This is a genomic window from Rhizobium leguminosarum, from assembly GCF_001679785.1.
Lineage (GTDB): Bacteria > Pseudomonadota > Alphaproteobacteria > Rhizobiales > Rhizobiaceae > Rhizobium > Rhizobium leguminosarum_R.
Map to the genome: position 1 here is coordinate 1,959,330 of NZ_CP016286.1, position 26,744 is coordinate 1,986,073.

The 26,744-nt window shown below is 56.4% G+C and carries 27 protein-coding genes and 1 pseudogene; 11 read left to right on the forward strand and 17 right to left on the reverse strand.

Going from position 1 to position 26,744, the window contains the following annotated elements:
• Positions 1-29: 29 nt before the first annotated feature.
• The 7 genes and pseudogenes from BA011_RS09820 to BA011_RS09845 form a co-directional block, all read right to left on the reverse strand.
• Positions 30-386 carry an ArsR/SmtB family transcription factor gene (locus tag BA011_RS09820; RefSeq protein ID WP_065280304.1) on the reverse strand — a complete coding sequence of 119 codons (357 nt, stop codon included), beginning with the start codon at positions 384-386 and terminating at the stop codon, positions 30-32.
• Positions 387-518: 132 nt separating this feature from the next.
• Positions 519-974 (reverse strand): DUF411 domain-containing protein, encoded by a 456-nt coding sequence (locus tag BA011_RS09825; protein WP_065280305.1) that lies wholly within the window; start codon positions 972-974, stop codon positions 519-521.
• A gap of 302 nt (positions 975-1,276) precedes the next feature.
• Positions 1,277-4,450, reverse strand: coding sequence for an efflux RND transporter permease subunit (locus BA011_RS09830; protein WP_065280306.1), 3,174 nt, complete (start codon positions 4,448-4,450; stop codon positions 1,277-1,279).
• Positions 4,447-5,195 (reverse strand): annotated as a pseudogene (locus BA011_RS46515) (efflux RND transporter periplasmic adaptor subunit). The gene BA011_RS09830 and the pseudogene BA011_RS46515 overlap by 4 nt, the downstream one beginning before the upstream one ends.
• The gene (locus tag BA011_RS46520) at positions 5,111-5,869 is read right to left on the reverse strand and encodes an efflux RND transporter periplasmic adaptor subunit (RefSeq protein ID WP_420493426.1); all 759 of its coding nucleotides are present in this window, start codon (positions 5,867-5,869) and stop codon (positions 5,111-5,113) included. Before BA011_RS46520 ends, BA011_RS46515 begins: the two are co-directional and overlap by 85 nt.
• Complete coding sequence (locus tag BA011_RS09840; RefSeq protein ID WP_065280307.1) at positions 5,866-6,270, reverse strand: FixH family protein; 405 nt, start codon at positions 6,268-6,270, stop codon at positions 5,866-5,868. Before BA011_RS09840 ends, BA011_RS46520 begins: the two co-directional genes overlap by 4 nt.
• A gap of 123 nt (positions 6,271-6,393) precedes the next feature.
• Positions 6,394-6,882, reverse strand: coding sequence for a hypothetical protein (locus tag BA011_RS09845; RefSeq protein WP_237352616.1), 489 nt, complete (start codon positions 6,880-6,882; stop codon positions 6,394-6,396).
• 78 nt (positions 6,883-6,960) lie between these two features.
• Between BA011_RS09845 and BA011_RS09850 the strand changes: the two genes are divergently transcribed.
• The 3 genes from BA011_RS09850 (at position 6,961) to BA011_RS09865 (ending at position 9,390) form a co-directional block, all read left to right on the forward strand.
• The gene (locus BA011_RS09850) at positions 6,961-7,164 is read left to right on the forward strand and encodes a heavy-metal-associated domain-containing protein (protein WP_065280308.1); all 204 of its coding nucleotides are present in this window, start codon (positions 6,961-6,963) and stop codon (positions 7,162-7,164) included.
• A 372-nt stretch (positions 7,165-7,536) separates the two neighbouring features.
• Positions 7,537-8,675 (forward strand): IS3 family transposase gene (locus BA011_RS09860; protein WP_186806533.1). Its coding sequence is split into 2 segments (ribosomal slippage): positions 7,537-7,795 and positions 7,795-8,675, totalling 1,140 coding nucleotides; the frame shifts between segments, so codons are not numbered across the junction.
• A 73-nt stretch (positions 8,676-8,748) separates the two neighbouring features.
• Positions 8,749-9,390, forward strand: coding sequence for a DUF930 domain-containing protein (locus tag BA011_RS09865; protein ID WP_151343424.1), 642 nt, complete (start codon positions 8,749-8,751; stop codon positions 9,388-9,390).
• A 100-nt stretch (positions 9,391-9,490) separates the two neighbouring features.
• Here the strand turns inward: BA011_RS09865 and BA011_RS09870 are convergent, their stop codons facing one another.
• Genes BA011_RS09870 through BA011_RS09880 form a run of 3 tightly spaced genes read right to left on the reverse strand, consistent with a single transcriptional unit; the run spans position 9,491 to position 12,230 of the window.
• Positions 9,491-10,537, reverse strand: coding sequence for a CBASS cGAMP-activated phospholipase (locus BA011_RS09870; protein WP_065280312.1), 1,047 nt, complete (start codon positions 10,535-10,537; stop codon positions 9,491-9,493).
• The gene (locus BA011_RS09875) at positions 10,534-10,974 is read right to left on the reverse strand and encodes a hypothetical protein (protein WP_065280313.1); all 441 of its coding nucleotides are present in this window, start codon (positions 10,972-10,974) and stop codon (positions 10,534-10,536) included. The genes BA011_RS09870 and BA011_RS09875 overlap by 4 nt, the downstream gene beginning before the upstream one ends.
• Entirely contained in the window at positions 10,971-12,230 is a 1,260-nt protein-coding gene (locus BA011_RS09880; RefSeq protein WP_065280314.1) for a nucleotidyltransferase, read from the reverse strand. The genes BA011_RS09875 and BA011_RS09880 overlap by 4 nt, the downstream gene beginning before the upstream one ends.
• A 206-nt stretch (positions 12,231-12,436) precedes the next feature.
• Between BA011_RS09880 and BA011_RS09885 the strand changes: the two genes are divergently transcribed.
• The 3 genes from BA011_RS09885 to BA011_RS09895 all read left to right on the forward strand — a co-directional run bounded on the left by BA011_RS09885 (position 12,437) and on the right by BA011_RS09895 (position 14,609).
• On the forward strand, positions 12,437-12,763 hold the full coding sequence (locus tag BA011_RS09885; RefSeq protein ID WP_062583482.1) for a helix-turn-helix domain-containing protein: 327 nt from the start codon (positions 12,437-12,439) through the stop codon (positions 12,761-12,763).
• A gap of 115 nt (positions 12,764-12,878) precedes the next feature.
• Complete coding sequence (locus BA011_RS09890; RefSeq protein ID WP_237352665.1) at positions 12,879-13,664, forward strand: ImmA/IrrE family metallo-endopeptidase; 786 nt, start codon at positions 12,879-12,881, stop codon at positions 13,662-13,664.
• Between the two features lie 60 nt (positions 13,665-13,724).
• The gene (locus BA011_RS09895; protein ID WP_065280315.1) at positions 13,725-14,609 is read left to right on the forward strand and encodes a hypothetical protein; all 885 of its coding nucleotides are present in this window, start codon (positions 13,725-13,727) and stop codon (positions 14,607-14,609) included.
• Between the two features lie 120 nt (positions 14,610-14,729).
• On the opposite strand, the gene BA011_RS09900 is transcribed toward BA011_RS09895, so the two are convergent.
• The 5 genes from BA011_RS09900 to BA011_RS41345 all read right to left on the reverse strand — a co-directional run bounded on the left by BA011_RS09900 (position 14,730) and on the right by BA011_RS41345 (position 17,200).
• Positions 14,730-14,927 (reverse strand): hypothetical protein, encoded by a 198-nt coding sequence (locus BA011_RS09900; RefSeq protein WP_151343425.1) that lies wholly within the window; start codon positions 14,925-14,927, stop codon positions 14,730-14,732.
• Complete coding sequence (locus BA011_RS41340) at positions 14,914-15,192, reverse strand: hypothetical protein (protein ID WP_151343426.1); 279 nt, start codon at positions 15,190-15,192, stop codon at positions 14,914-14,916. The genes BA011_RS09900 and BA011_RS41340 overlap by 14 nt, the downstream gene beginning before the upstream one ends.
• Before the next feature lie 58 nt (positions 15,193-15,250).
• Positions 15,251-15,925, reverse strand: coding sequence for an adenylate/guanylate cyclase domain-containing protein (locus BA011_RS09905; protein WP_062583475.1), 675 nt, complete (start codon positions 15,923-15,925; stop codon positions 15,251-15,253).
• A 166-nt stretch (positions 15,926-16,091) separates the two neighbouring features.
• On the reverse strand, positions 16,092-17,000 hold the full coding sequence (locus BA011_RS09910; RefSeq protein WP_151343427.1) for a DUF4238 domain-containing protein: 909 nt from the start codon (positions 16,998-17,000) through the stop codon (positions 16,092-16,094).
• Positions 16,994-17,200, reverse strand: a complete 207-nt coding sequence (locus BA011_RS41345; protein WP_151343428.1) for a hypothetical protein — start codon at positions 17,198-17,200, stop codon at positions 16,994-16,996. Before BA011_RS41345 ends, BA011_RS09910 begins: the two co-directional genes overlap by 7 nt.
• Positions 17,201-17,298: 98 nt before the next feature.
• Between BA011_RS41345 and BA011_RS09915 the strand changes: the two genes are divergently transcribed.
• Together BA011_RS09915 and cueR are read left to right on the forward strand one after the other, a co-directional pair.
• The gene (locus BA011_RS09915) at positions 17,299-19,782 is read left to right on the forward strand and encodes a heavy metal translocating P-type ATPase (RefSeq protein ID WP_065280318.1); all 2,484 of its coding nucleotides are present in this window, start codon (positions 17,299-17,301) and stop codon (positions 19,780-19,782) included.
• A gap of 54 nt (positions 19,783-19,836) precedes the next feature.
• Positions 19,837-20,280: a Cu(I)-responsive transcriptional regulator gene (cueR, locus tag BA011_RS09920; RefSeq protein WP_062583472.1), complete on the forward strand. Its 444-nt coding sequence runs from the start codon at positions 19,837-19,839 to the stop codon at positions 20,278-20,280.
• A 19-nt stretch (positions 20,281-20,299) separates the two neighbouring features.
• On the opposite strand, the gene BA011_RS09925 is transcribed toward cueR, so the two are convergent.
• Complete coding sequence (locus BA011_RS09925; protein ID WP_151343429.1) at positions 20,300-20,887, reverse strand: TetR/AcrR family transcriptional regulator; 588 nt, start codon at positions 20,885-20,887, stop codon at positions 20,300-20,302.
• Between the two features lie 324 nt (positions 20,888-21,211).
• Between BA011_RS09925 and BA011_RS09930 the strand changes: the two genes are divergently transcribed.
• Positions 21,212-21,736 (forward strand): hypothetical protein, encoded by a 525-nt coding sequence (locus BA011_RS09930; RefSeq protein WP_065280320.1) that lies wholly within the window; start codon positions 21,212-21,214, stop codon positions 21,734-21,736.
• Positions 21,737-21,913: 177 nt separating this feature from the next.
• Positions 21,914-23,128 (forward strand): acyltransferase family protein, encoded by a 1,215-nt coding sequence (locus BA011_RS09935; RefSeq protein WP_065282483.1) that lies wholly within the window; start codon positions 21,914-21,916, stop codon positions 23,126-23,128.
• 86 nt (positions 23,129-23,214) lie between these two features.
• Here BA011_RS09935 and BA011_RS09940 read toward each other — a convergent pair whose 3' ends face one another.
• Complete coding sequence (locus BA011_RS09940) at positions 23,215-23,787, reverse strand: cytochrome c (protein WP_065280321.1); 573 nt, start codon at positions 23,785-23,787, stop codon at positions 23,215-23,217.
• A gap of 690 nt (positions 23,788-24,477) precedes the next feature.
• Here BA011_RS09940 and BA011_RS09945 point away from each other — a divergent pair.
• A complete protein-coding gene (locus BA011_RS09945; protein ID WP_186806534.1) occupies positions 24,478-26,691 on the forward strand; it encodes a copper-transporting P-type ATPase in 2,214 nt (737 codons plus the stop codon).
• Positions 26,692-26,744 lie beyond the last annotated feature (53 nt).

Here is a 26,744-nt window from a genome sequence, read left to right on the forward strand (position 1 = left end):
CTTGATCCTCCTCAGTGTTGGAGCGTGAGCTAAGCTTCCGCAGCCTCTTTCGGTGGGCAGCAGGGCGTCAGGTCGGCGATAAGCGGTGTGCAAAGGTCCGGATTGCCGCCGCAGCAATCCTTGATCAGATAGAGCGTGACCTCCCGCAAGCGGTTAAGATCGGCACGATAGATAATTGAACGGCTGTGGCGGTCACCACTGACCAGGCCCGCGTGAGCAAGCGTCGAGAGATGGGCCGACATAGTGTTCTGTGGGACACCAATGAGGCGGGCCAGTTCGCCAGCGGCGACGCCTTCAGGTTCGCGCTCCACTAAAAGTCGGAAGGTTTGCAAGCGCGTCGGTTGCGCCAGGGCGGCCAATGCCGCAATTACTCGATTATCATCCATATATCCAGAATATTGGATATAATTACTCTGTCAATCCGATATTGTGGATGACGCGCCCGAGAGGTCGCCGCACGGCGAGGCACTGCAGTCCCGGGCTGGCTCTTTGCATATCGCCGGGAGACCTATCGACCGTCAGGTTTTCGGCCTAACCGCCTGATAAAGTATGCTCGACCCGTCCTTGTTCACCGCATAGACGTCGTAAGATGCTTTCGGGTCGTCGCCCATTCCCAGTGATCCCTCTGGCATTCCGGGGACGGCAAGCCCAGCAATCTTCGGGCGTTCGGCGACCAATCTTTTCACGGCTTCCACGGGAACGTGACCTTCCACGTAGTACCCGGCAACAATGGCTGTGTGGCAGCCTTGCATTTCAGCAGGAACGGCGAACCGCTCCTTGATGATGTTGAGATCGTCCACGTCTTCAGCCCGCACGGAAAAACCAGCCTTTTTCATCGCCTCGGCCCAGGCGTGACAACAGCCACAGTTCGGGTCCTTGTAGACGATCATGCTTTCACCGGCCGCTCTCGCTACTCCGATCAAAGAAATCGATCCGGCCGCGACGATGGAATAAAGAAAATGTCGCCGTTTCATTTTGATTGTCCTTTCCAAAAACGGTAGCAGACGGGAAACCGAGTTAAGCGGCCCCCCAAATGCCGAGCTTCCGAATGCCTAATGGCATTGTCGGAGTTGCGCCGGACCGCAGTCAAATCACACTCACTCACGTTTCGGCGCTGGCGGTTTCCCGTCTAGAAACATCCGCTTCAGCGGAAAAACAGATATTTGACGAGCGCCGCGACCACGAGGGCAATCACGACGATCCCGACCAGGCCCGCGAGCCCCATGCCCCACATCATCCCGCTGCCCATCACATCGTTCATCATGGCATCCTCCATTCATTCGGCCGCCTCGTTCAACACCACCGATCCGGCCTTCATGTCGACCCGGGCTTCTGTGCTGGCGGACAGCCGCCAGCCTTTGACCAGCCCATAGATCGCCGGAATGACCACCAGGGTAAGGATCGTCGACGAGATCATCCCGCCGATCATCGGCACGGCGATCCGCTGCATGATTTCTGACCCGGCACCCGTGCTCCAAAGGATCGGCACCAGTCCGGCCATGATTGCCACGACGGTCATCATCTTCGGCCGGACACGTTCGACAGCACCGACCATGATCGCCCGGTTCAAGTCGTCGCGACTCATCAAACGCCCCGACCGCACGCACTCTCGCCATTGCTCGGCAAGCGCCTGATCGAGGTAGATCAGCATGATCACGCCAGTCTCTGCCGCGACGCCTGCCAAAGCGATGAACCCTACCGCTACTGCGACGGAGGCATTGAACCCCAACCACCACATCAACCAAATGCCACCGACCAAGGCGAACGGCAGGGAGAGCATGACGATCAGCGTCTCTGCGAGCGCTCTGAAGTTTAGATAGAGCAGCAGAAATATCAGCGCGAGTGTCAGGGGCACTACGATGGCGAGGCGTGCCTTGGCCCGTTCCAGGTATTCGAACTGTCCGCTCCATGCGACCGAATATCCGGAAGGCATCGTCACACTGCTGGCTACGGCGTTCTGTGCTTCCGCGACATAGCCGCCCAGGTCACGATTGGCGATATCTACGAAGATGTAGACGGCAAGCTGGCCATTCTCTGTCCGGATGGTGGTGGCACCCCGCGTAAGCTTTACCTCTGCGACTTCCCCCAACGGTACTGTTCCGCCTCCAGGTAGCGAAACCTGGACATCCCGTGCAATCGATTGAGGATCGCTTCTAAACGCTCTCGGATATCGGATGGCAACTCCGTAGCGCTCTCTGCCCTCGACCGTCGATGTCACCACTTCCGAACCAAGCGCCATGCCGATCACATCCTGAACGTCGTCGACGCTCAGTCCATATCGGCCAAGCGCCGTGCGGTCTGGAATGATATCAAGATAGTATCCGCCAATCACACGTTCGGCATAGGCGCTCGATGTTCCCGGGATTGTTTTCAGGACGGTCTCGATGTCACGAGCAACCCGCTCCATTTCCTTGAGATCAGTTCCGTAGACTTTGACGCCAACCGGCGTCCTGATCCCGGTCGACAGCATGTCGATGCGGGCGCGGATCGGCATGGTCCAGGCATTGGAGACGCCCGGAAACTGAAGCGCCGAATCCATCTCCTGCTTCAAGCTGTCAATTGTTACGCCCGGCCGCCACGCAGATTTCGGCTTCAAGGTGATGATCGTCTCAAACATCTCCGTCGGTGCAGGATCGGTTGCGGTCAGCGCCCTTCCCGCTTTTCCGAAGACCGTTTCAACCTCCGGAAAGGATTTGATGATCCGATCCTGCGTCTGCATCAGCTCGGCAGCCTTCGTGATCGACAAGCCTGGAAGAGTTGTCGGCATGTACATGAGCGTGCCTTCGTTCAGGCTCGGCATGAACTCGCTGCCAATCTGACGGGCGGGCCAGATTGTCACGGCAAGCGCCACCATCGCCACCAGGATCGTGAGTGTCTTCGCCTTGAGAACACCCGAGATGATCGGGCGGTATATCCAAATAAGGAACCGGTTAAGCGGATTTTTGTGTTCCGGAACGATCTTGCCCCGGACAAACACCACCATCAGCGCGGGCACGAGCGTAACCGACAGCAATGCCGCCGCCGCCATCGCGAAGGTTTTCGTGAAGGCGAGCGGCCCGAACAACCGCCCTTCCTGTGACTCCAGCGTGAAGATTGGAAGAAACGAAACCGTGATGATCAGCAGGCTGAAAAACAGGGCTGGCCCTACTTCGCTCGCGGCTTTGATCAGAACCTCCGTTCGTGGCTTGTCAGGCGGGGCGCGTTCCAGATGCTTGTGGGCGTTCTCGATCATGACGATGGCCGCGTCGATCATCGCGCCGATGGCGATGGCGATCCCGCCAAGGCTCATTATGTTAGCCCCGATCCCTAGTGAACGCATCGCGGCAAAGGCGATCAAGATGCCGATTGGGAGCATGATGATCGCGACGAGGGCGCTACGGACATGGAGCAGGAATGCGATTGTCACAAGGGCGACAACAATGGACTCCTCGATAAGTGTCCCTTTTAGGGTCTCAATAGCGGCGTTGATCAGTTCAGATCGATCATAGACCGGAAGGATTTCCGTCCCTGCTGGCAAGCTGTCCTTGATCGCGGCTAAGCTCTTCTTGGCGTTGTCGATGACAGTCAAGGCGTTTGCGCCGAAGCGCTGAAGGACGATTCCGCTCGCGACCTCCCCCTCACCGTTCAGCTCGGTGATGCCCCGGCGTTCGTCCGGAACCAGCTCAACCCTGGCGACGTCGGAAAGACGAAGCGGGATGCCGCCGTTGGTTTTAAGGACGATGCTCTCGATGTCCTTGATGCCCTGAAGGTAGCCCTTCCCGCGCACCATGAATTCGAACTCGGAGATTTCGACAGTTCGGCCGCCGACGTCGCGATTGCTGGACCGCACGGCATCGGCGATATCCGACAGCGAGACATTCTGGGCCTTCAGCCGGGCGGGATCGACGACAATGGAATATTGTTTGACAAACCCGCCGACGCTTGCGACCTCGGCCACACCCTCGGACTTCGAAACGGCAAACCGCACGACCCAGTCCTGCAGTGAGCGAAGCTCGGCAAGCGACAGTTCCTTGGCCACCACGGCGTACTGGTAGACCCAGCCTACACCCGTCGCATCCGGCCCGAGGCTCGGGGACACGCCGTCGGGGAGACGGCCTGCGGCCGCGTTTAGATATTCGAGTACGCGGCTGCGGGCCCAATAGGGATCGGTTCCGTCTTCGAAGATCACGTAGACGAACGACACGCCGAAGAACGAGAAGCCGCGCACCACCTTCGATTTCGGCACGGTCAGCATCGAGGTCGTCAAGGGATAGGTGACCTGGTCCTCGACGACCTGGGGAGCCTGTCCAGGATAGTCGGTGAAGACGATCACCTGGACGTCGGACAGATCGGGGATGGCGTCGAGCGGTAACGTGCGAAGCGCATAGATGCCGCCCGCGATGGACAGTGCTGCGCCGACGAAGATAAGGACCAGGTTGCGGGCCGACCAGGAGATCAGTTGCGCGATCATGGTTTCACCTCGTCTGGCATCAGGGCGCTGAGTGCAGCGTTTAGGTTGCTTTCGGCGTCGAGGAGGAAATTGGCAGAAACAACCACGCGATCTCCAGCCGCGACCCCATTGGTGACCTCGGTAACATCTTCACCTCGGATGCCCAGGGTGACATGCACCGGTTCGAATTTCCCTTCACCTTTGTCGAGGAATACGATCTGGCGGTCACCCGTATCGATGACCGAACTGTTGGGGACGGCGACCACCGGGTTTCCGGCTCCGGCCTCGATTTCGACCTCGGCATACATGTTGGACATCAATTGCCCGTCCGGATTTGGAAGCTCGATCCGGACCTTTGTCGTCCGCGTCTGCATCTGGACCTCCGGATAGATGAGGTCAATCTTGCCCGTAAAAACCTTGCCGGGCAGATTGCGGACGTTGACGGAAGCGACCGCCCCCTTTCGGACGGCACCCAACTCGTATTCGGGACGTCGGCGATCACCCAGACCTTGGAGACGTCCGCGATCCGGAACAGGATGTCTCCGGCCTCTGCCATCATGCCGCTCACCGCCATGCGCTCCAGGACAACCCCATCACGCGGAGCAGTGTAGGAAATGCTTTGCGGCACCTTTCTGTCGGTCGCGATGCTATTGATCGTTGCCGTCGGCACACCGAGGTTCTTCAACCGGAGAGCGGAGCCTGTGTCAGAGCCAGCCTTCCCGCCATTGCGCATCTCGGTCGCGTATTCAGCTCCGGCGGTCGCGATTTCCTTCGAATAGAAATGGAAGAGGTTTTCCCCCTCTTGATCCTGTCGCCAGTGGTGACGTTGGCGACATCTTCCACAAAGGCGTCCGCCCGCATGGAGATGATGCTGACCAACCGCTCATCGAGCGAAACCGTGCCTGGCACCCGGATTTTCCGGCTGACCGTGGTCATCTGCGCCAATGCGGTTTTGACGCCGGTCCGCTGGAGTTTTCCGAGCGATACCTTCACAGTTGAGCTATCGCTTACCTCGCCGTCGTAAACGGGTAGGTAGTCCATTCCCATGGAATCCTTTTTCGGCACGGGCGAGGTATCCGGAAGGCCCATCGGGTTTCGGTAGTACAATATTTTTCGTTCGGAACTCGCGGACGCGGCGTCAGACGGGAGCACCGCTCCTTTTGCGTCGAACCTCACGTCTTCGCTTTCGCGGACGGCCACGAACGGCCGCCCGTCATCAGTGTTCTTAGGCCCAGCCGAATACTCGGCAACTCCGTCCGGGTGGCTGTAGTAAATGATGAGACCGGTAGGCTCCGGCTTTCCTCCATCATCGGCCGCCATCGCGACTTCTGCTGGCTTGTTTCCGAGCCAGGAACCGAGATCATTTTTTCCAGCCCAATAACCTCCCCCGCCGACAATTGCGGCGAGGGAAACCGTGGCAATAAAGCGCGGCATGGTCACGGCATGGCCTTCAGGACGAGTTCGCCCTGAACCGTTTCCGGTTCGCCTTGAACCTTGGCGGCGATCTGGAACCGCCATCCGCCTTCCATGGAAAGGTTCGTCGTGAATGTGTAAACGCCTGGTTCGGTGGATGCAGACGCCTCGACGGGGGTGGTCATCGTTTCCATGCCTTCTGGAGCCATATCCATACGGGTGGTGAAGATGACCGCATCGGGAACTGATTTGCCAGTTCGCTTATCAATCAGGCGGACAGATACAGATTCCCCAGCGCCCTGTTTGATGTCGGTCGTGACTGCCTGGAATTCGAAGTCGGTTGCCGCAGCTGAGGAGGCGACTGGAGTTGCAAACAGCATTGCGCCTGAGAGGAGGACGGTCCCCGCGTTAAAGAGTGTCTTGCTCATGATTCAACGTCTCATCCGGACGGGTCCTGGACCGCGTCCTTAGTCAAAATGGATCGCTGTCAGGACGACCGGTCGCAAGATGCGGACACGGCTCAAATGACAACGCGCTTCAATGACGGGAGATCAGGCTCTGGGAGGGCGAGCAGGCGGATCGATGTCGGTGGATGCCAGTTCTGCATGGGGCATCACGCTGAACCGTTGTGCGATCCAGCCTGGTTTTAGCGCCCATTCGTGATTATTGGCCGACTGACCAACAATCGCTGTAGTGCAGAGCAACGCAAGGGGGCAGGCCTTGCCGCAGTCTAGCTTGATGGGCTTCTGTTCCGGGCAGCACGGCATTTCATCGGGCATATCCATGCCAGCCATCGCAACCGAAACTGATGACGCCATAGCACTGTCGGCTGCTCCGATGCCCACGGGACCAAGGATGATCCCGAGCAGGGCAGCAATGAAGAATAGCCGGTGCAAGGTCTTCAGAAACGACATGCCCATACTCTGGCATGCGGCGAACGACGTGTGAAGTAGGCTCACGGAATTGTGCAATAGGTCGTTCAAGAAATATGAAGCGGCCGTTTCGTCCCCCAGAGCACCGCTAGCGTACTTGGTTTTCATGAAATCCTGAGCCCCCCTTGACCTTCCCACCGTTGGAAGCCCCACATTCATGGCAACACATCGAAAAGGAGACAACAGATGTATGAGTTCGATATCCCGAACATGACATGCGGCCACTGCAAGGGTACCGTGGAGAAAGCTATCAAATCGGCCGATCCGAGCGCCGATGTTACAATCGATCTAGCGTCAAGGAAGGCGAAGGTGGAGACAGCCCTTGATCCTTCCGTGATTGGCCAGGCGATTGAGCAAGCTGGTTATCCTGTGACTATCAGCCGACTTTAATGAGCAAGGCGATGCCTCCGCTGACGAGCGAGGGCATCACCTGCTGCGATATATGCATGAATTTGCCAGGGGCAATTATGCGATGAAGTGGTATCTCCCTGGCCGAACCATGCGGAAACGGCGAGTTTACCGGCTTGCTTCGGACTGGACTGAATGAATTCTTCGAGCTACCCGACAGTCAGTTTGTCAGATGTCGATGTTGTCGCATCCACGGCATCGCTGCCATTGAGGTTTTTCGGCGCGAAGTCGAAGCACGAAGGCTGGAACTGGAGCGTCCTTGCCTCTGTTAGAGCTGGCTCGGGAAATCTGAACAGCCAGGATAAGTGGAATTTCTGCCTGACTTCGGCTTAGATGCCGGGAACAGGAGATACCATGACGAGACGACCGCGCCGGAACCATAGCCCGGCTTTCAAGGCAAAGGTGGCGCTCGCCGCGATCAGGGGCGAACAGACGCTGGTGGAACTGTCCCAGCAGTTCGACGTGCACGCCAATCAGATCAAGCAGTGGAAAGACCAGCTCCTTGAGGGGGCGACGGGCGTTTTCGGCGATGAAGCCAAGGCGGAGCCGGCGGGTCCAACCGTCGATGTCAAAACGCTGCACGCCAAGATCGGCGAACTGACGCTGGAGAACGATTTTTTGTCCGGTGCGCTCGGAAAGGCGGGATTGCCGGGCGGAAAGAAATGATCGACCGCGAGCACAAACTGTCGGTCGTGCGCCAGGCGAAGCTTCTCGGCTTCAGCCGTGGCAGCGTCTATTATTCTCCACGTCCCGTGTCGGACGTCGATCTGGCTTTGATGCGCCGGATCGACGAACTGCATCTCGATTACCCGTTTGCCGGAAGCCGGATGTTGCAAGGGCTTTTGAAGGCAGAAGGGCTGCAAACCGGACGGCTGCACGTCGCCACCCTGATGAAGAAGATGGGCATCGAGGCGATTTACCGTCGCCCGAACACCTCGAAACCGGCACCAGGACACAAGGTCTATCCCTATCTCCTTCGCAAGCTGGCGGTCACCAGACCCAATCAGGTCTGGGCGATGGACCTGACCTACATTCCGATGGCACGGGGCTTCGTCTATCTCTGCGCTGTCGTGGACTGGTTCAGCCGGAAGGTCCTATCGTGGCGGCTGTCGATCACGATGGAAGCAGCCTTCTGCATAGAAGCGGTCGAAGAAGCGCTTGCCCGCTATGGCAAGCCCGACATCTTCAACACCGATCAGGGGTCGCAGTTCACCTCCGTCGACTTCACCGCCGTTCTGAAGAACGCCGACATCGCCATCTCCATGGATGGCAAAGGCGCGTGGCGAGACAATGTCTTCGTCGAACGGCTCTGGCGGTCGATCAAATACGAGGAGATCTATCTCCACGCCTACAAGAGCGTTTCCGAGGCCCGCGCTGCCATCGGCCGATATCTGAGCTTTTACAACACCCGACGCCCACATTCATCCCTTGACCGGCAGACGCCGGATCGGGCTTACTTCAATGCGCTGACGCCGATGATGGTGGCAGCATAATCGAGGCGGAAATCCACTTAGCAAAACGCCCGGAACTGTTCAGACAAACCGAGCCAGCTCTGTTATAGCCCACTTGGTTTTCGGCATTATCGTTCTAAGCTTTATTCCAGGCGTCCCCAAATTCGTACCACCTGATGACGAGGGTATCGCCGTTGAGATGGTCTCACCGCAAAATGTGGACCTCGCGGTGCAGCCGCCAATAGCCACCGAGCATATTGCCCCTGTTGCGGAGACCCCGGCTGTTCAGGCCGAGGAAACCAACAAGGCGAGTGCCGAAGAGCTGCCGCCTGTCGGAAAACGCGATGTCGAGCCAGCACGGATGGTTGCTGCGAGCCAACTGTATGCCGCCAAGATACTGGCGGCCCCAAGGAGCAAGAAGGTTCGAGAAGCTCTCCGCAAATTGGCGACCGAAGAGCATATGATTCAGTTGTGCAACATCGAAGCTATGGAGCAGGTCCATAGATGGAACAAAACGTTTCAACCGGACTACCTGGTGGCCTACGCGATGTCAGACCCGAAAATGGCAGCCACCGCGATTGACGCCGAGGGCGGTGCATTTCGAAGTAAAAGTCATTGGTACAACATCGGTTTCAAATGCGCCGTGACCGCCGACATCAGTAATATTGTGTCATTTGCGTTTTTGGTGGGCAGCGAAATCCCCAAGCAGGAATGGCGAGCCCACAATTTGGCTCCCGACGACGGACCGGACGACTAATACGCCGAGTGGACACTTGCTCGCCGATGGACCTCGGTGGAGGTCGATAATTACAGCCTTCGGAGTGATGTTTGGAAGGACGTTGGCATGTGAAACCGGATCACCTGAGCGCACAAGGATGAAACGGATCGACCGAGTCTGACAGAAAAACACCTTGGATGTAGTGGCCTGAGGCATCAGCTTGCGCACGGGCAACCAATGGCAATTCCCGCTTAGACCTCAGAACGTCATCCAGACCTATGAGTTGATGGTGCTCGGGCACATCAACGCGTACAACATTGTTCTTCCCGGCAAGAAGGTAGGCCTGTCCCAAGGCGTTCTTTGACTGCGCCCTGGCTGCGATCTTGAACAGTGGTGGCACCCCGAAAGATATGCCCCACCCGTTCACGCCGCCGTTGAAATGCTTGTTGCGCAGCTTCAAAGTCTCGTCGCCGGTTCCGAGCGAAAGAATGCGGATGTTATCGCGTGGCACGTCATAACACGCGAGGACATCCACTAAGGCGTTCATGATTGGGTTGTTCGCCCAAACACCGCCATCGATCATGATATGGCCATCGTTTTCGACTGCAGGGTAGTAAGCAGGTGCCGCAGTGGTGTGCAATGCGACATGGGCGAAACTCTTATGGCGATCCTTCTGATAGTCGGGATGATGGGGCGACTTGTAGATGAATGGCTCGCCATGTACGCCTTCGAAACTTGGAATGACCAAGCGCGTTGTTGCGTCATTGATGACCTTGTCGCCAAAAATCCGAAAAAGTTCTCCCTTCAGGACCGATTGGTCATGTTTGGGCCGAAAGAGAAAACGAGCCAGCTGCCGAAGGCGAGCGAAGCCCCTCGGTGATGGGAAGATGATATCGCCGCGCTCCGTATAGATTTCGAGCACCTGTTTCGCAGACATGCCGTGGGCAAGACCCAAGGCGATAATTCCACCAGTCGACGTCCCAGCGATCATGTCGAAATGATTGACAATCGACGCACCACCGAGGAAACGCTTCTCGATCTCTGCAAGATATGCGGCCGGGAAGATGCCTCGGATACCGCCGCCATCAATCGATAGGATACGGAACGGGCGGTCTTTCGGCCACGGCAACTTCTTCCTGGTATATTGGATGGTGCCATCGGAACGCGGTGGAGCTACATAATTCATTGTTGGGTCTCCGTTGACGGCGAACATTTGGGATGGCGACCGCCGCCTGACCATTTCCCGGTCATCACCCAGAATTCGTAAAAAGTGAGCCAGTCAATTGTCCAAGGTATCGTGGTACGGGAAAGCAACATCGACCCGTCCCACTCGCCGGTTGCCGGGTCGAATAGACAAAGTGTCGGGTCGGTAAGGGGGCCGTATACATGCGGCAACGGCCCTTCTATATTTTCAGGCAACCTTATCAACTCGGGAGAAATGACTCTGACCTCAGGTGAGCCGCCGACGGCATACCGGACCTCGATCCGGTATGCCGAGAATTGCGGCTTCAATTCCCCGGTCCAGATTGCCGCTTCAGGCCCCGCTTTTCGTACGCGAAACAGCGGCCAATCGGCTTGCATGGCGGTGATCTGTTCCTCAACTGCTTTGAACCCTCCCCTCATTTGAAATTGCTTCCAAAGTAGGTGTGACGCGAACCCTGTACGGGCGAAGCGTATGCGGAACTCTGCGAAGAGGTGATCACCACTGGAGCGGCCGGTACCAGGATGCCGCCACGTTTGGTATAACCTTGACGGCCCTGCTCTGCCGCAAGGCGTGTCTGCATCGCCATTTGGTCAACCGCTTTCGTGACGACACGATCCCCAAACATTTCGCGAAGCCAGTCCTGCAGTTCGGTCGGCAACATTTCGTTGTTGACCGCCCTTTCGATCCCCCGCACCAAGTCGCGAAGATCAGCAGCAAACCGCTTCTGCTGATCAATTGTTTCAGGCCACCGGTCGGTGAAGACATCCTCGCTGTATACGGGGTTTTCGACCCGGAGCTTCTGATTGCGGATGGTCGCCTGTTCAATCTCGTTGATGATCCACTTGGTGATGCGCAATAGAGCTTCTGTCAACGAGCTGCCCGGCCTCGCCGCCAAACCCGCGAAGTAGGAGAGCATAACGGATGGCGGCATCCGTCCCGGACGGTCAGCATACCGGACATTTCGGAACCGCTTGATCAACTGAAGCGCTAAGGTCGTGTTGCTCTTGACAACGAATTCTGTCTGGAGAGGCACTTCATCAACGTCCGCGTCTGCTTTTACGCGGCGATGTTCGGCATCTTCCCACCGCCGTTTAAAAGCTTCGACGACCTTCAATTCCGTCGGGGTCCGCTCGATGTACCACTCGCCGAAGCCGTAGGCATTCATCGGGACCTCTTGATCATCGTCTGAAGCCTTCGGGCCCTTAGCATGCATAATCACGCTCTGCCGTTCCAAGGTTCCGACATCCCTGAGTGAGGGGGAGATATCCAGGTGCATTTGGTCGGCGTAGTAGATCGTGACGCACCGCGTCTGGCGAACGACTGTCAGGCCGCGATAGCCGATAAGGCCTTTTTCAAGTTCGGTAAGAATTCCGATGGGCGACATTGAACGGAAACGCTCGCCCAACTGGGCAATGATATCCAGGTCGTATTCGTCGTCAGTTCCACGATTTGAGATTGTGGCATCAATGGCCATGGAACCCTGCGGATAGAAGTGTTCGATCTGGTCATAAAAGATCGAGGTCGTGGCTTCGAGGTGTTTTCTGACCGCCTCGTACCGGTCGACGGCTTTGCCGTGCAAAGACGGCGGTAGCTGAACGCTGAACGCGATCTCTGCGAGGATCGCGTCGATGCGGTTTAAGAATGGGTCAATTCCATCGACCGTACGTCTCGTCATGTTTACTCTCCAGTTTCGGTTTGTGACGCGCAAGTGTGCTGATCATTGTGGGCTCCCCTTTTTGGTCGTGCTGAGTTCGCTAAAACTTAATTAAAAAGTTCGCTACTCCGAACTCTATATGATGGTCTTGATATTCGAAGTCAAGGGTTCTAAAATATCGCTACTCCGAACCTGTGGAAAAACGAGAAAAAGAAGGAGATCGGATCATGCAGAATAAACTAGGCGCTCGCATCAAAGCGCTGCGCACGGACAAAAAGTTGACTCTTGACCAGCTTGCCGAATTGTCAGGATCATCAAAGAGTTACATCTGGGAGCTGGAAAACAAAAATCCGCCTCGTCCCTCCGCTGAAAAGCTCGCCGATATCGCAAAAGCGTTGGGAGTCACCGCAGATTATTTGATCGGAAGCGACGAGCAGAATCGCACGCAGGCCGAGGACATCGCCTTCTTCCGACAGTACAGCGGATTGCCGGATGACACTCGGAAGGTTCTGAGAGACATGGCAGAATCCTTGGCCAAGTTGGGAAAAAAATGACCGTTCGTATGGGGCCGAAGCCGCTTGTTGAATCTGGCCGCATCACCAAGATGTTGGACCTGGTATTGGGGAGGATCGGTTCGACCGTCGCCCTGTCGATATTACAAATTTGGCGATGGAATATTCCCGAAACATCAATCCGGTCAGTCCCATTCACGAGGTCACAGGGAAACATCTGCCGGGGTGCGTTGGAGCCCTGGTCTATAGCCAAACCAAACCGAGGCAATGGGGTATTGCCTACGAAAAAAGCCAACCAGAAACCCGGAGAGCTTTTACTGTCGCCCACGAATTTGGGCATTACATCTTGCATCGCCGTCTCATCGAAGAAGATGACCGTTTCGATGGCGGCATTTTCTGTGATGAAAACAGCGTCAATCGCCGCGCGGGTGAAGGGATTGAAAAGGAAGCCGACCAGTTCGCTGCCGCCCTGCTCATGCCCCTTCATGACTTCCGGCGAAAAGTCACCCCTAAAGAGCGCCCGGATATTGAAAAACTGGGCAATATGGCAGCCCGCTACGGCGTCTCTCTGACCGCCGCTATTTTGCGTTGGCTCGAATACACCGATACGCGGGCGCTCCTTGTTGTATCAAATGAAGGCTTTGCTTATTGGGCGAAATCAAGTGACGCGGCACTTAAGTCCGGGCGATATTTTCGCACGAAGAATGAGGTTGTAGAACTTCCTGCTGCAGCGATTGCAGTCCGCAAGCAATTTGGCCAGGAGGCTATGACTGGCGTTCGGCAGCCCAGCGGCATCTGGTTCGATGAACCTGTCGTAGAGATGTGCATGAGATCAGACCGCTTCGATCAGGAACTGACCCTACTTCATTTCGAAAACGCGGGTCCTAAGCATCAAGGAGAGGAAGAGGTCGAAGACACCTATGATCGCTTCCAGCCAAATTGATACCAGCCTGACCATGCTGGAATTTCCGCGTTGTATCCTTGCCAATTGAAAGCTGTGTGGATGGAAATGGCAGACGAAATACGGCTGACCCTACGAACGAACAGCCAAGCCTTTCTGGCGGAATCCGTCTCGAAGGCCGTGCTTGCCCATGGCGAGCCGCGTCAGTGGCAATTTGCGATCACAACCCTCGTGCAATCCCTGGAGTTGGCGCTCAAGGCGAAGCTCGAAGAAATCCATCCAATGTTTATTTTTGAAAACATTGATGACCCCAAACATACGATCAACATTACAGGAGCAATCAAGCGACTGAGCAATCCGAAAATAGGAACCATCCATTTCAGCGAAACGGATAACAAACGGCTGCACGCGGCGATCAAGCTGCGGAACGAACTGACGCATGCTGAAAGCCGTCTAAATGTTCATCATGCTCAAAATTCGTTTTGCTTTGTGTTCTCCTTCGTAGCCGATTTTTTCCGCCACCACCTCTCCACCTCGGTAAACGAGTTCTTGCGTCCAGCTGACTTGGATCAAATCATTCAGTGGAATGCCGCCCGAAAAGAGTTACGCAAACGGGCACTGCATCGCATTGCGGAGAAAAATATTCCAGATCAGGATATTAGGGACTGCCCCGAGTGTTTTGAGACCACATTTGTTTTGTTCGATGCCGAATGTGCTTGCTACACCTGTATGCATCACCATGAGACGGTGGAATGTCCCCGATGCGGCACCTACACCTATTTTCCCGAGGAAATGATTTCCCTGCACGACGACTTCGACACCGATCTTGACGAGGGCCGATATGTCGTTCTTAACCGGTTCGGTATGGATTACGACGAGGTCTGCCCCGAATGCATCGGGGACGCGCGGAACGAAATTTCCACGGCGCGATACGATGACTATGTCGAATACATGCAGCAGGAGGCTTATTATTCGCCTCACCGATGAGACATAGAGCAATTGATCAAGTCGAGGCCTGCTATGTTGATTGCGCGGGCGTATTTCATTTCGGCATGAAAACCCGGCTGTTTAGGCCGGGTTTTCGACTACAAGCGGCAGTTGAGCCAGCTAGTGCGTTGTGCTGTTTATAAGTGCGTCGATGAGCTTGAGCTGCGAACGATTGCCGCGCTTGTACTCGTTGATCAATATCTTCGCTTCCGCAGTCGCATCCTTACGCGGAATGCGCTGCTGTGTGCACCAAGCGTCAAGAACCGACTGGAGCATGTTGAGGTCTTTTGGTGGTATTGCGACCTCAGAATTCTGCATCATTTCCCTCCCAAGAATTGACATTTTTTTTGGCGGAAGCCGCCTCCTCGCGACCTCCAGCACATGCAACTTTAGTCCAAAGTATCAGGGGTTCAAGATGAAAACATGACACGTTACTTGAGGTACGTACCCGATTTTCAACCGGCGCTGATCGCTTCTCATGTCCCGCATGGAAACCTTGCGGGATAACTCCCGAAAGCGGCGTGACCGGCCGTTGCACGAGATGACGATCAAGAGCACCGACAGTCAATTCATTTTGGATCATTTTCTGGGTTCCTCAGCTACCCGTGCCAATTCAATGACGTCCTACGACCCTTGTCGGGTCACCGGGGCACCTCATAGGTTTGCGGCGACCGCCGATATGCTTCCTCACAACGCGGCGAACAAAACCACGGCCCCTCCGGGGCGGCGCGCCTATAGGATGAGTACGGCGCATGCATCTTACACACAGGATCGATCCAGGCCGGGTCAGCCGACGGAGCAAGCTCGATCTCATAGAGAGGGACTTCCCCGGTTACCGATCTAAGTGCCACCATTCCGAGGTCTCGCACCAGGATACCTCTTGTGACAGCCGCCTCGGCAATGGGTTGAGTGGCAAGCAATTGCCCAGGCGATGCGAGCGCGGCGATTCGTGCTGCAATGTTGACGGTCGATCCAAAGAGATCACCAGCTCTGTAGATGACCGGCCCATGGTTCAGCCCCGTCCGAGTGAGCGGTAGCCGGGATTCTTTACGACATGCCTGCAACAGCGTTCCAAGCACCTGGATCGCTGTATCCGGCTCAGGAAACGAGAGCATTGCCTCATCGCCGATCCATTTGATCGGGGGCTCATAGCCGCTGAGGGCGTCGCGGACCATGCTCTCGAATACTTCAAGCACGTCAAGCGCAGCCGCGTCACCATAAACGTCCGCAATAGCGCTGAATCCCGCAATATCTATGAACGCAACGGTGGCCGGTGCTTTGGCCGAATTCTCTCGCTGCCCCACATCGCCCTCCATCGCTCGAAGATTTGATCCCTAGCAACACGGCATTCTCGCCCGCATTCGTTTCCTACGCAACTTCTGAAACCTGTCGCCACAGCCGGAGCCATGCATAACGACGCGCCATGATGGAACCAAATTCGCCATGATAGATCGGCTTACGCAGCTCGATGCCGACCGACCTTCAGTTCTTCATGATCTCGCGTGGAAACGGGAGCATATAATCCCGCTTACCCATGCGCTTCTTCACTTCGGTCGTGCTCTGCTCATCAGCCGCATACACAGAACGACGCCCCTGACCTATCACTCCGTCATTCACCTCTCGCACAATGCGGCCGATAGGTATCCGCCGAACAGCCTCACCAAATTCGGCATTCATAAAAGCGACGAATACCTTCGTCGGACTGAGCGGTAGCGCGAAATGCCCATCGGGTCTTCCGAGCCCATTTGTCATGATGACCGGATGGTCAGAGGTCAGGATGCGCCTGGAAACGGCCGAAATATCCAAAACCCACCACATCGCACCCATGAAGGTCCGAAGAACGTTTTCGTTCTGGATGAGCTTGGTCGCAACCATAATGGCGGTCCGTTCCAGCATCTTGGGGCTCTCCAGCTTCATATAATCTTCCAGCGTGGAAGGCCAATTTTCCTTGCGCACCTGGTCATACCGGGCTTGGAAAGCCGGATCGGGCACATCCATGTCTCTAATAACTTTGACCTTGAACGCTCGAATCTCCTCGGGAGTGCGGATGATCAGAGACAGAAGAAAACGCGCCCAAGCATGCCTTAACTCTGGATCGGTCGGGATGTTGCTCTGGAGCAGCTGGTCACGAGCATCCGCCGCCTTCTTGTCGACCGCTCCCATGAATATCTTTTCGATGTTCTGCTTTGTCTCAGGAGTGGCACCAGGAATGATGTAGAGGTTCTCTGCATAACCGGTCTCTCCGGTCCCTCGCCTCTTTATCTCAAGCCTGGGAAACTGCTCGTGCGGGAATTTGAGCCGCCGGTACTCCGTGAGCTTGTTATCTGCTCCGAGCCAAGGCTTCAGGTAGAACTGGGGAATGTAGTGATGTTTCAGGAAACGACTCAGCAGCTCGTTAAACGATAGACTTTATCATGGTCATCAAGAGCAGAAAGCGCAGCATCATCCTCTTTTGGCGGCCAATGTTTCCACCTGAAATGTCGCAACTGCCCCTGCCGTGTTGACAGCGAGGCTGCCCTCGCCGTCATCAACTGTTCCATCATCGTTGCTCGTTCGGCCAGCGATGTCGGCAACTCGTCTTCGTAGATCACGTCAACTCCATCTTTCCGCGTTTTTCGCAAAACCGCTCTTGACCTTACCATCTTTGGAAGCTTTACCTATCTATGCAGTTAGGAAAAGGATTCCTCCGATGACTGCGATTTCAAAGTTTACCCCAGCCTCTCCGCTACCCCTTGCCACCGATTTTGGCATCGAGGGGATGACATGCTCATCCTGCGTTCTCCGTGTGGAAAAAGCTATTGCGGCCGTGCCGGGCGTGGCTTCCGCCAATGTTAATTTGGCTACGGAACGAGCAACCGTTCGCTTCAATGGAGCGCCGGACACCAGTGGGGTTCTCCGCGCAATCGAAAAGGCTGGATATGAGCCCAAGATCGTCACCCAGGAACTCAGTGTCGAAGGCATGACCTGCGCCTCGTGCGTCTCTCGTGTTGAAAAGGCGCTGAAGGCGGTGCCCGGTGTCATCGACGCTTCTGTGAACCTCGCTACGGAAAAGGCGACCGTTCGTCTCATCTCCGGAACGACTGAGATAACTGCGCTTGAGGCAGCCGTCCGGGGTGCAGGTTATGACGTTCGCAAGGTGGTCGCCACTGAGGTCAGCGGTGACGGTGACGACCATCGTACCGTCGAGATACGTACGCTCAAGAACCTGCTGTTTTTCTCGGCGTTGCTGACACTTCCGCTCTTCCTGTTGGAGATGGGCTCCCACTTCATACCCGGCGTCCACGAACTGATCATGGACACCATCGGGATGCGCAACAATCTTTATCTCCAGTTCGTGCTGGCGACCGTGGTCCTGTTTGGTCCGGGCCTGAGGTTCTTCCAGAAGGGCGTACCAAACCTGTTACGCTGGACGCCTGATATGAATTCGCTTGTCGTCCTTGGTACTTCTGCGGCCTGGGGCTATTCGGTCGTTGCAACCTTTTTGCCTGGCCTTCTGCCCCCAGGGACCGCGAATGTCTATTACGAGGCTGCGGCCGTTATCGTCACGCTGATCCTGCTCGGCCGATACCTGGAAGCCCGCGCCAAGGGCCGGACCAGCCAGGCGATCAAGCGGCTAGTCGGCCTGCAACCCAAGACGGCCTTCGTCTCTCATGGCGGGGAATTCGTCGAGATTCAGATCAGCGACGTTGTCGTCGGCGACATCATCCGGATCAGGCCGGGTGAAAAAATCCCGGTCGACGGCACTGTGGTAGACGGCAGTTCGTACGTCGACGAATCCATGATTACGGGAGAGCCTGTACCCGTTCAGAAGTCTGCGAACAGCGAAGTGGTCGGCGGCACCATCAACAAGACGGGGTCGTTTACCTTCAAGGCAACCAAGGTCGGCAGCGACACGCTGCTCGCGCAGATCATCAAGATGGTCGAGGCCGCGCAGGGTTCGAAACTGCCGATCCAGGCCCTGGTCGACAAGGTTACCGGTTGGTTTGTTCCGGCCGTGATCCTCGCGGCCATCGTGACCTTCGCTGCCTGGTACGTCTTCGGCCCCTCTCCTGCGCTGACATTCGCGCTGGTGAACGCGGTCGCTGTTCTCATTATCGCATGCCCCTGCGCCATGGGTCTGGCAACACCGACCTCGATCATGGTCGGCACGGGCCGCGCAGCTGAACTCGGCATACTGTTCCGGAAGGGTGAAGCACTGCAAAGCCTGCGTGAGGCAGATGTCGTTGCGCTCGACAAGACCGGAACCCTGACCAAGGGACGCCCGGAACTGACGGACCTGATCGTCGCCGACGGCTTCGACGCCGACCTGGTACTGGCTCAGATTGCAAGCCTGGAGTCCTTGTCCGAGCATCCGATTGCCGAAGCTATCGTATCGGCCGCGAAGGCGAAGGGCGTTGGTTTGGCCACCGTGAAGAATTTCGAGGCGACACCTGGATTTGGTGTGAGCGGCACGGTGGACGGATCGGACATCCTTGTTGGTGCCGACCGCGCCCTGCAGCTACACAAGATCGATGTTTCGACGTTCGCCCGCGAAGCCGAACGGCTCGGCGACAGCGGCAAGTCTCCGCTCTATGCAGCAATCGACGGACGTCTGGCGGCCATCATCGCTGTTTCCGATCCAATCAAGGAAACCACTCCTCAGGCGATTAAGGCCCTGCATAACCTTGGCCTGAAGGTGGCGATGATCACCGGAGATAACCGTCGTACGGCCGAGGCAATAGCCAGGCAGCTTGGTATCGACGAAGTCATCGCCGAGGTTTTGCCGGAGGGAAAGGTCGAGGCGGTCAAGAGACTTCGACACGACAACCGAAAGGTGGCCTTCATCGGTGACGGCATCAACGATGCCCCAGCCCTGACCGAAGCCGATGTCGGCCTGGCGGTAGGGACAGGAACTGATATCGCGATTGAAAGTGCCGATGTCGTGCTCATGTCGGGAGACCTGAACGGTGTGCCGAAGGCCATCGCCCTCAGCAAGGCCACGATCCTGAACATCAAGCAGAACTTGTTTTGGGCATTCGCCTACAACGTCCTGCTGATTCCGGTCGCTGCTGGCGTATTGTACCCCGTGAACGGCACCCTTATGTCGCCGATATTCGCAGCGGCTGCGATGGCAATGTCGAGTGTGTTTGTACTCGGCAATGCGCTCCGGCTTCGTCGGGCAAATCCAGCTTGAAAATCCGGGCGTCCGGTTCTGGCCGGACGCCCGTCCACTCATGAGGATATCAAAATGAATATCGGGCAAGCCTCAAAAGCGACCGGCGTTTCTACAAAAATGATCCGCTACTACGAGCAGATCAAGTTGATAAGCCCCGCGCACCGGACGGAGGCGAGCTATCGCACTTACAGCGACAACGACATTCATACATTGCGGTTTGTCCGAGGAGCCCGTGACCTCGGTTTTTCAGTGGAGCAGATGAAAACGCTTTTGACCCTATGGCGCGACCGTTCGAGAGCGAGTGCAGACGTCAAAGCGATTGCACTTGAGCATATCGCCGAACTGGAACGTAAGGCGGCGGCGATACAAGCCATGACCAAGACCCTAAAGCACCTGGCGAACAATTGCCAAGGCAATGATCGACCGGATTGCCCGATCATTGAAGAGATTGCGAACGCCTCTGAAAAGCAAACACCGGATATCAATGCCCGATTTGGGGTCAACGCTAAGCAATGAGGGTTTTTCGATCCGGCCTTCAAGAGTCCTTCGCCATCACCCCTTCTGACGCCAATCGACGAAACATCGCATCGACTCGGTCGGGCGGCAGTTTCGTGCCTCCATCCAACCACCAGGTCAGTACCGCCATGTAGGCACCAACGACGTATTGAACAACGAGTTCTCGCGGGATGGCATCTTGCAAGGGCTTGCCGACATTGGTCGCCAGTTCGGCTCGGACTAAATCGGAGAGTATCTGGCGAATTGTGCCAAGTGCGACCGCACCTCCGCGACTGCCCGCCAACGCCCGATAAACATCGACATGGTCGCGGGCATGTTCGAACATAGCGAGGCTGAAGCCCAAACGTTGGCTCCCCTCGCCCTTCGCCGCATGAGCCGCCGTTTCAGCAAGTTGCCTGCGCAAGCCGTCGAGGCCGCTTTGCTTCAAATCATCCTTGCCCGTGTAGTGCAGATAGAAGGTTGATCGACCTACGTTCGCTGCCTGGCATATTTCTTCAACGGTGATGGAATCGTAGCCCTTTTCAATAATCAAGGAAATCAGGGCTCGGTGTAGCGATGTCCTGGTTCGGGCTATCCTGCGGTCAATCGTATGGTTGGCTGTTGCCATCGCTGTTCCCGGGCAAATCGAGGAGATCGTCCAACAACGGACCTTCCCGTCTGTTTGGTCGTTGACTCCGTTGAACATCATCTCTGTTATCAGACATGATGTCCACTTTACGAAGATGCGAAGGGCAATGTGAACGAAGATGGCTGATCCGGATTCCTACCCTGGAATGCCTCGATGGGTGAAAATCTCTGGGATAATGCTCGGCGTGATAATCTTGATGGCCGTCATTTTGATAGTCACCGGAATCGGTGGCCCTCACGGTCCTGGCCGCCACCTGTCGCCTGCTGACACGGGCAGCCAGACAACGCCACAAGGTGATCGCCCATGAATATAAGACCCGGGCTCCGCAAGTTCGTCCTGATCGCGCACATCGTTTCCTCGGTCGGCTCGCTCGGCGCGGTCGCGGGCTTCCTCGCTCTCGCGGTGGCAGGCCTCACGAGTCAGGATGCGCAGGTGACGCGGAGCGCCTATATCGCAATGGAGGTGATTGCGCGTTTTGTCATTGTTCCTTTAGTTTCCGCCTCCTTGCTCATCGGCGTCGCTCAGTCTCTGGGCACGACATGGGGCTTGTTCCGACACTATTGGGTCCTGGCGAAACTCCTCCTAACCCTCCTGGCCGTGATTGTTTTGCTGCTCCAGATGGAGGGAATAGCCCACGTCGCGGCGGTAGCGGTTGAGACGACATTGTCCAGTGCCGATCTCCTTGGTCTCAGGCGCTCGCTCGTTGTCCATGCCGCTGGTGGCCTCGTCGTATTGCTCGTGACGACGACGCTTTCGGTCTACAAGCCGCGTGGAATGACCAGATACGGATGGCGCAAACTGCACAACCAGAAAGGTGACCCAGCATAGGCACGCCGGAGGGATTTCAGGGAAGAGGTCGTGCGACACTTCAAAATTTACGAAAATTTAGGTTAATTTTATCTATCTGAACCTGCCTGTTTCGATCTGGAAAAAGAAAGCTATGGTTGCACCCACACGTCCCTGGGCGTGTCCCAATCTTTCCAGAGACAGCCACGGATCGTCACAATGAACACTATCGTCAATTCAGATTCTGCTTATTTCCCATCAGCACGAAGTCTCGCGTCTCAAGCCACGGAGAAGGTACAATCAAGGGCGGTTGGCCCCGATGTTCTCCGATCATTGGCGATCCTGCTTGTTATGCTGGTGCACCTACCAGTCGAGGCGACACCATCCCTGTTGGTCGGCATTCGTACCTATGGGTGGCTAGGGGTCGATATTTTCTTTGTTTTGAGCGGGTTTCTGATCGGAACCCAACTCTTCAAGGAAGTTTTCCGAACCGGAAACGTTGGGCTGAAGTCCTTCTATCTGCGCCGTGCCTTTCGTATTTTCCCGGCGTTTTTCGTTGTTCTCGGCCTCTACGCAATTTTCCCCATTCTCCGGGACGCTCCGACGATGCAACCGGTCTGGAGCTTTGCGACCTTCACTGTAAATTTCGACTTCGATCCTCGCGTAGGACGAGCCTTTACGCAGGCATGGTCGCTTTGTGTCGAGGAGCATTTCTATTTGGTCTTGCCGCTTCTCGTATTGCTGTTGCATCGTCGGATTAGCACGGGTTGGATGCTTTTGACCGCTATGGCGTTGGTGGTTGCGGGAATGATCCTTCGATACGCGATTTGGGAAAGCCAGGTCGGCGTTCTTGTTGATGCCGACAAGCTGAGAGATGCCTTCGCCGTATATCTCAGGGACGTATATTATCCGACATACACCCGCCTGGATGGCCTGATGTTCGGTGTGATCCTCGCTGCGGCAAGATTTTTCAAACCGGAACTCTGCAAGCGTCACGCGCCTCCGCGTGTCGCCCTGCCGTTAGGAGCCGCTCTCGTCGTGGCGGCACTTGTACTGTTTTCCATCCGAGGACCACTTGCAGGAACAAACCTCTTTCTCGTCTTCCAGGCGCAGCTTGGTGCAGTTGCCGGATTTCCGCTGATTTCAATCGGCATCGCCCTAATTCTTGGCGCTATGCTCGACTTGGAGCATGTTCTGAAACGGTGGCCGGTTCCGGGTGCCGTGATTGTCGCCACCTTGTCGTACAGCCTGTATCTGACCCACAAATCGGTCTTCCATGTTGACAGACTTATCTTCGGGGAAGAGAACCTTCAGGGTGGTTTTGGCTTCGTGATTTATCTGGCGACCAGCTTTGCGGCTGCAACCGTGCTCTGGTTTTGCGTAGAGAGGACCTTCCTCCTCATTCGAGATCGCGTTCTCTCTCCGAGCAAATGACCTAAACCGGCCAGCTTCGACCATATCTCGAAGCTGGCAGTAACATTCGCGATAAAATAGGCGCTAACGGCGATTGCAAGTTCCCGCTACTTGGGTTCGATCCGGAACTTGGCATGGCAAGACGTGCACGTTTGAAGCATCAGATGAAAGGCATGTTCGGCGGGCATTGATTCCGCTTCTCGTGCGGCGTCAATCTTCCGTGCCAGGGGTCCGCCCATCATGGCCTCGCCCCCCTGCATTCGCGTTTCGGGGCCGAGCGTATCGGGATTTCGGTCAGCTGCGACGGACAGGGCCGACGCGTAAATGCCAAGATCGTTTGCCAACTTGTCGAACTGTTGACGGTCGGTTTCAATGCTTGCGCTGGCTTTCGAGCCAGCCGTGGTGCCGGAACCGTCGAACAACGTCGACAAGGTAGCTCCCGAGTGAGCCCGAATGGTCTCGGCGGCCGCTTTGAACGCTTTTGCGTCGTAGGGCGACGTGTTCTTGAACATGGCGTTGATGGACTTGGCGGCGTTTGCCATCGCCTTCATGCCGTCTTGTCTTTGGATAGAGTTGCTTGGCAGGGCGGTTTGGGCGGTTGCTACGGAGATCGCTGTGGCGAAAACGGCTATTGGAAGAACAAGAACTGCTAGTTTCCTCACGCTTGCATTCATCCCCATGCTACACTCCATTTCCCCGGGGACTATTCCTCCCAGTTTTGACCATGCCATTGGACGGAGGCTCAACCTTCGGGGCTGGAAACGTTCTCGCGTTTGATCCAGGTCAACGCAACTCTCGCATCGGCACGGCACTGTGCTTGAATACAATAACAAGGTTCGAGCGAAAACATGTTCGCCGTAAGCCAAACCATTCGAAGATACGCGAAAGAATTGCTGACCCTTTTGGTCGCAATTATGTTCCTCGTCGCGCCGATGGCCGAGGCTGCTCCCGTTATTTGCGATAACAGCTCACCTCAAGTTGCACATATCGAAACGTCCATGGGTGACGTAGCTGGACAAGGTGATCTCCACCCTGCCGAGCAGAAGTCTTGCTGCAAAAGCGTATGCAGCCTGTGCAACGTCATTCTTCCGGCTTCGGACCCTGGTGTTTTTCACCTGGATTTTGGCGCTCAGCGACACCTTGATCCTCAGCAGTCCATGACCGGCCTCAGCTCCTCACCTGCTCTCGGCCCTCCCCGATCCCTTCTCTGAACACCTCCGCTCAACGGCGGGATGATCGTCGGTTGCCTGCGATACCCGCGCGGCGACCATGTCGGTGACAATTGCCGACACCCTGGTACTGCGTCTCCTTGCAAAGTCTTGGATCAGCCAGAGACGCTCCGAACGAGGCGAACCAATAGGGAACTAATCATGGATGTTCAAAAGGACCATAAAGGTCGCTATTACCATCATGGCGAACAACAGGCTCAGGCCACGCTAGCAACCGAAGGAAGTCCGGTCACCGATCAGACGGAAGGCGCGATTTACACCTGCCCTATGCATCCCCAGGTAAGGCAAATCGGGCCCGGGAACTGCCCAATCTGCGGAATGACGTTGGAACCGGAAGTGGTCACAATAGAAACCGGCCCCAGCGCCGAATACCTCGATATGAGGCGTCGTTTCTGGATCGGGCTCGTTCTGTCCGTGCCTGTGCTCCTGCTGGAGATGGGTGGCCACCTCACCAATCTTCACATGGTGCTTGGTGCCCAGACCTCGAACTGGGTTCAACTAGTGCTTGCGACACCTGTCGTCCTATGGGCGGGCTTTCCATTCTTCGAGCGAGCATGGAAGTCGCTCGTCACTATGCGGCTGAATATGTTCACATTGATCGCGATGGGGACGGGTGTCGCGTGGACTTACAGCGTCGTTGCAACCCTTGCACCTGGTCTGTTTCCAGCCACGTTCCGCTCCGCAGACGGTTCGGTCGCCATTTATTTCGAAGCTGCAGCCGTCATCACCGTCCTGGTATTGCTTGGACAAGTGCTGGAGTTGCAAGCCCGTGAACAGACCGGTGGAGCCATCCGCGCACTTCTTGACCTTGCCCCGAAGACTGCACGCCGCGTCCGCGATGGTGTCGACGAGGACATCGACCTGGAAATGGTTGTCGTCGGGGATCGGCTTCGAGTTCGCCCCGGTGAAAAGGTCCCGGTCGATGGCAGCCTTATCGAAGGTCGCAGTTCGGTGGATGAATCGATGATCACAGGTGAATCGATGCCCGTCACCAAAGAGGTCGGTGCAAAGCTGATAGGCGGCACGATGAACCAGACCGGCGGCTTCGTCATGGAGGCAGGAAAAGTCGGCCGCGACACCATGCTGGCCCAGATCGTCCGCATGGTTGCGGACGCCCAGCGCTCGCGAGCGCCCATCCAGCGCCTGGCCGACGAAGTTTCCGGTTGGTTCGTCCCCGTGGTGATCGGGATTGCCATCGTGGCATTCGTAGCGTGGATGATATGGGGACCAGAACCGCGCTTTGCCCACGGCCTTGTAGCCGCAGTCGCGGTGCTCATCATCGCATGCCCCTGCGCATTGGGCCTTGCGACCCCAATGTCGATCATGGTGGGCGTTGGCCGGGGTGCAGGTCTTGGTGTCTTGATCAAGAATGCCGAAGCCCTGGAGCGTTTCGAGAAAATCGACACATTGGTCGTCGATAAGACCGGAACCCTGACCGAGGGGAAACCCAAGGTAACGTCGATAGCGGCGATAAACGGGTTCACAGAATCCGAACTGCTGCGACTGGCGGCAACACTGGAACGAGCGAGCGAGCATCCACTGGCAACTGCCATAGTCAACGCGGCGGCGGAACGACAGCTGATTCTCAGCGTCGCGGAAGATTTCGATAGCCCGGTTGGCAAAGGGGTTACGGGAAGTGTCGATGGACGAAAGCTCATTATAGGCAGCCACCGCATCATGGAGGAAGCTCATATCGATGTCTCAGCTCTTACCAGGCAGGCGGAAGCGATGAGGGGTGAAGGCGCAACGGTAATCTTCATCGCGATAGACGGCTGTGTTGGAGGCCTTTTGGCGATCTCCGACCCAATCAAAACGACGACGCCAAATGCAGTTCTAGCTTTGCTGAAGGCAGGGGTCCGGGTCGTCATGCTGACGGGCGATAACAAGACGACGGCCGACGCGGTCGCACGCAAGCTCGGGATCACCGAGGTCGAGGCCGAAATCCTGCCGGAAGACAAGAGCAAGATCGTCAAGCGTTTGCGGGAAGAAGGCCGGATCGTCGCCATGGCCGGAGATGGGGTGAACGACGCCCCTGCCCTGGCTGCTGCAGATGTCGGAATTGCTATGGGAACCGGCACGGATGTCGCGATTGAGAGCGCAGGCGTCACTCTGCTCAAAGGCGATCTGCAAGGGATTGTGCGGGCTCGCCAACTGAGTCATGCGACAATGAACAACATCCGGCAGAACCTGTTCTTCGCCTTCATATATAACGCGGCTGGTGTACCCATTGCCGCCGGAGTGCTCTACCCCGCGTTCGGACTTTTGCTGTCGCCGATCATCGCAGCGGCCGCCATGGCGCTTTCGTCGGTAAGCGTCATTGGCAATGCCCTGAGATTGAGGAGCGTGCGGATATGAGATGGGATCGGCAACGACGTCTCCGGCTCCCTCTTAGAGCCGCCGTTGCCGCA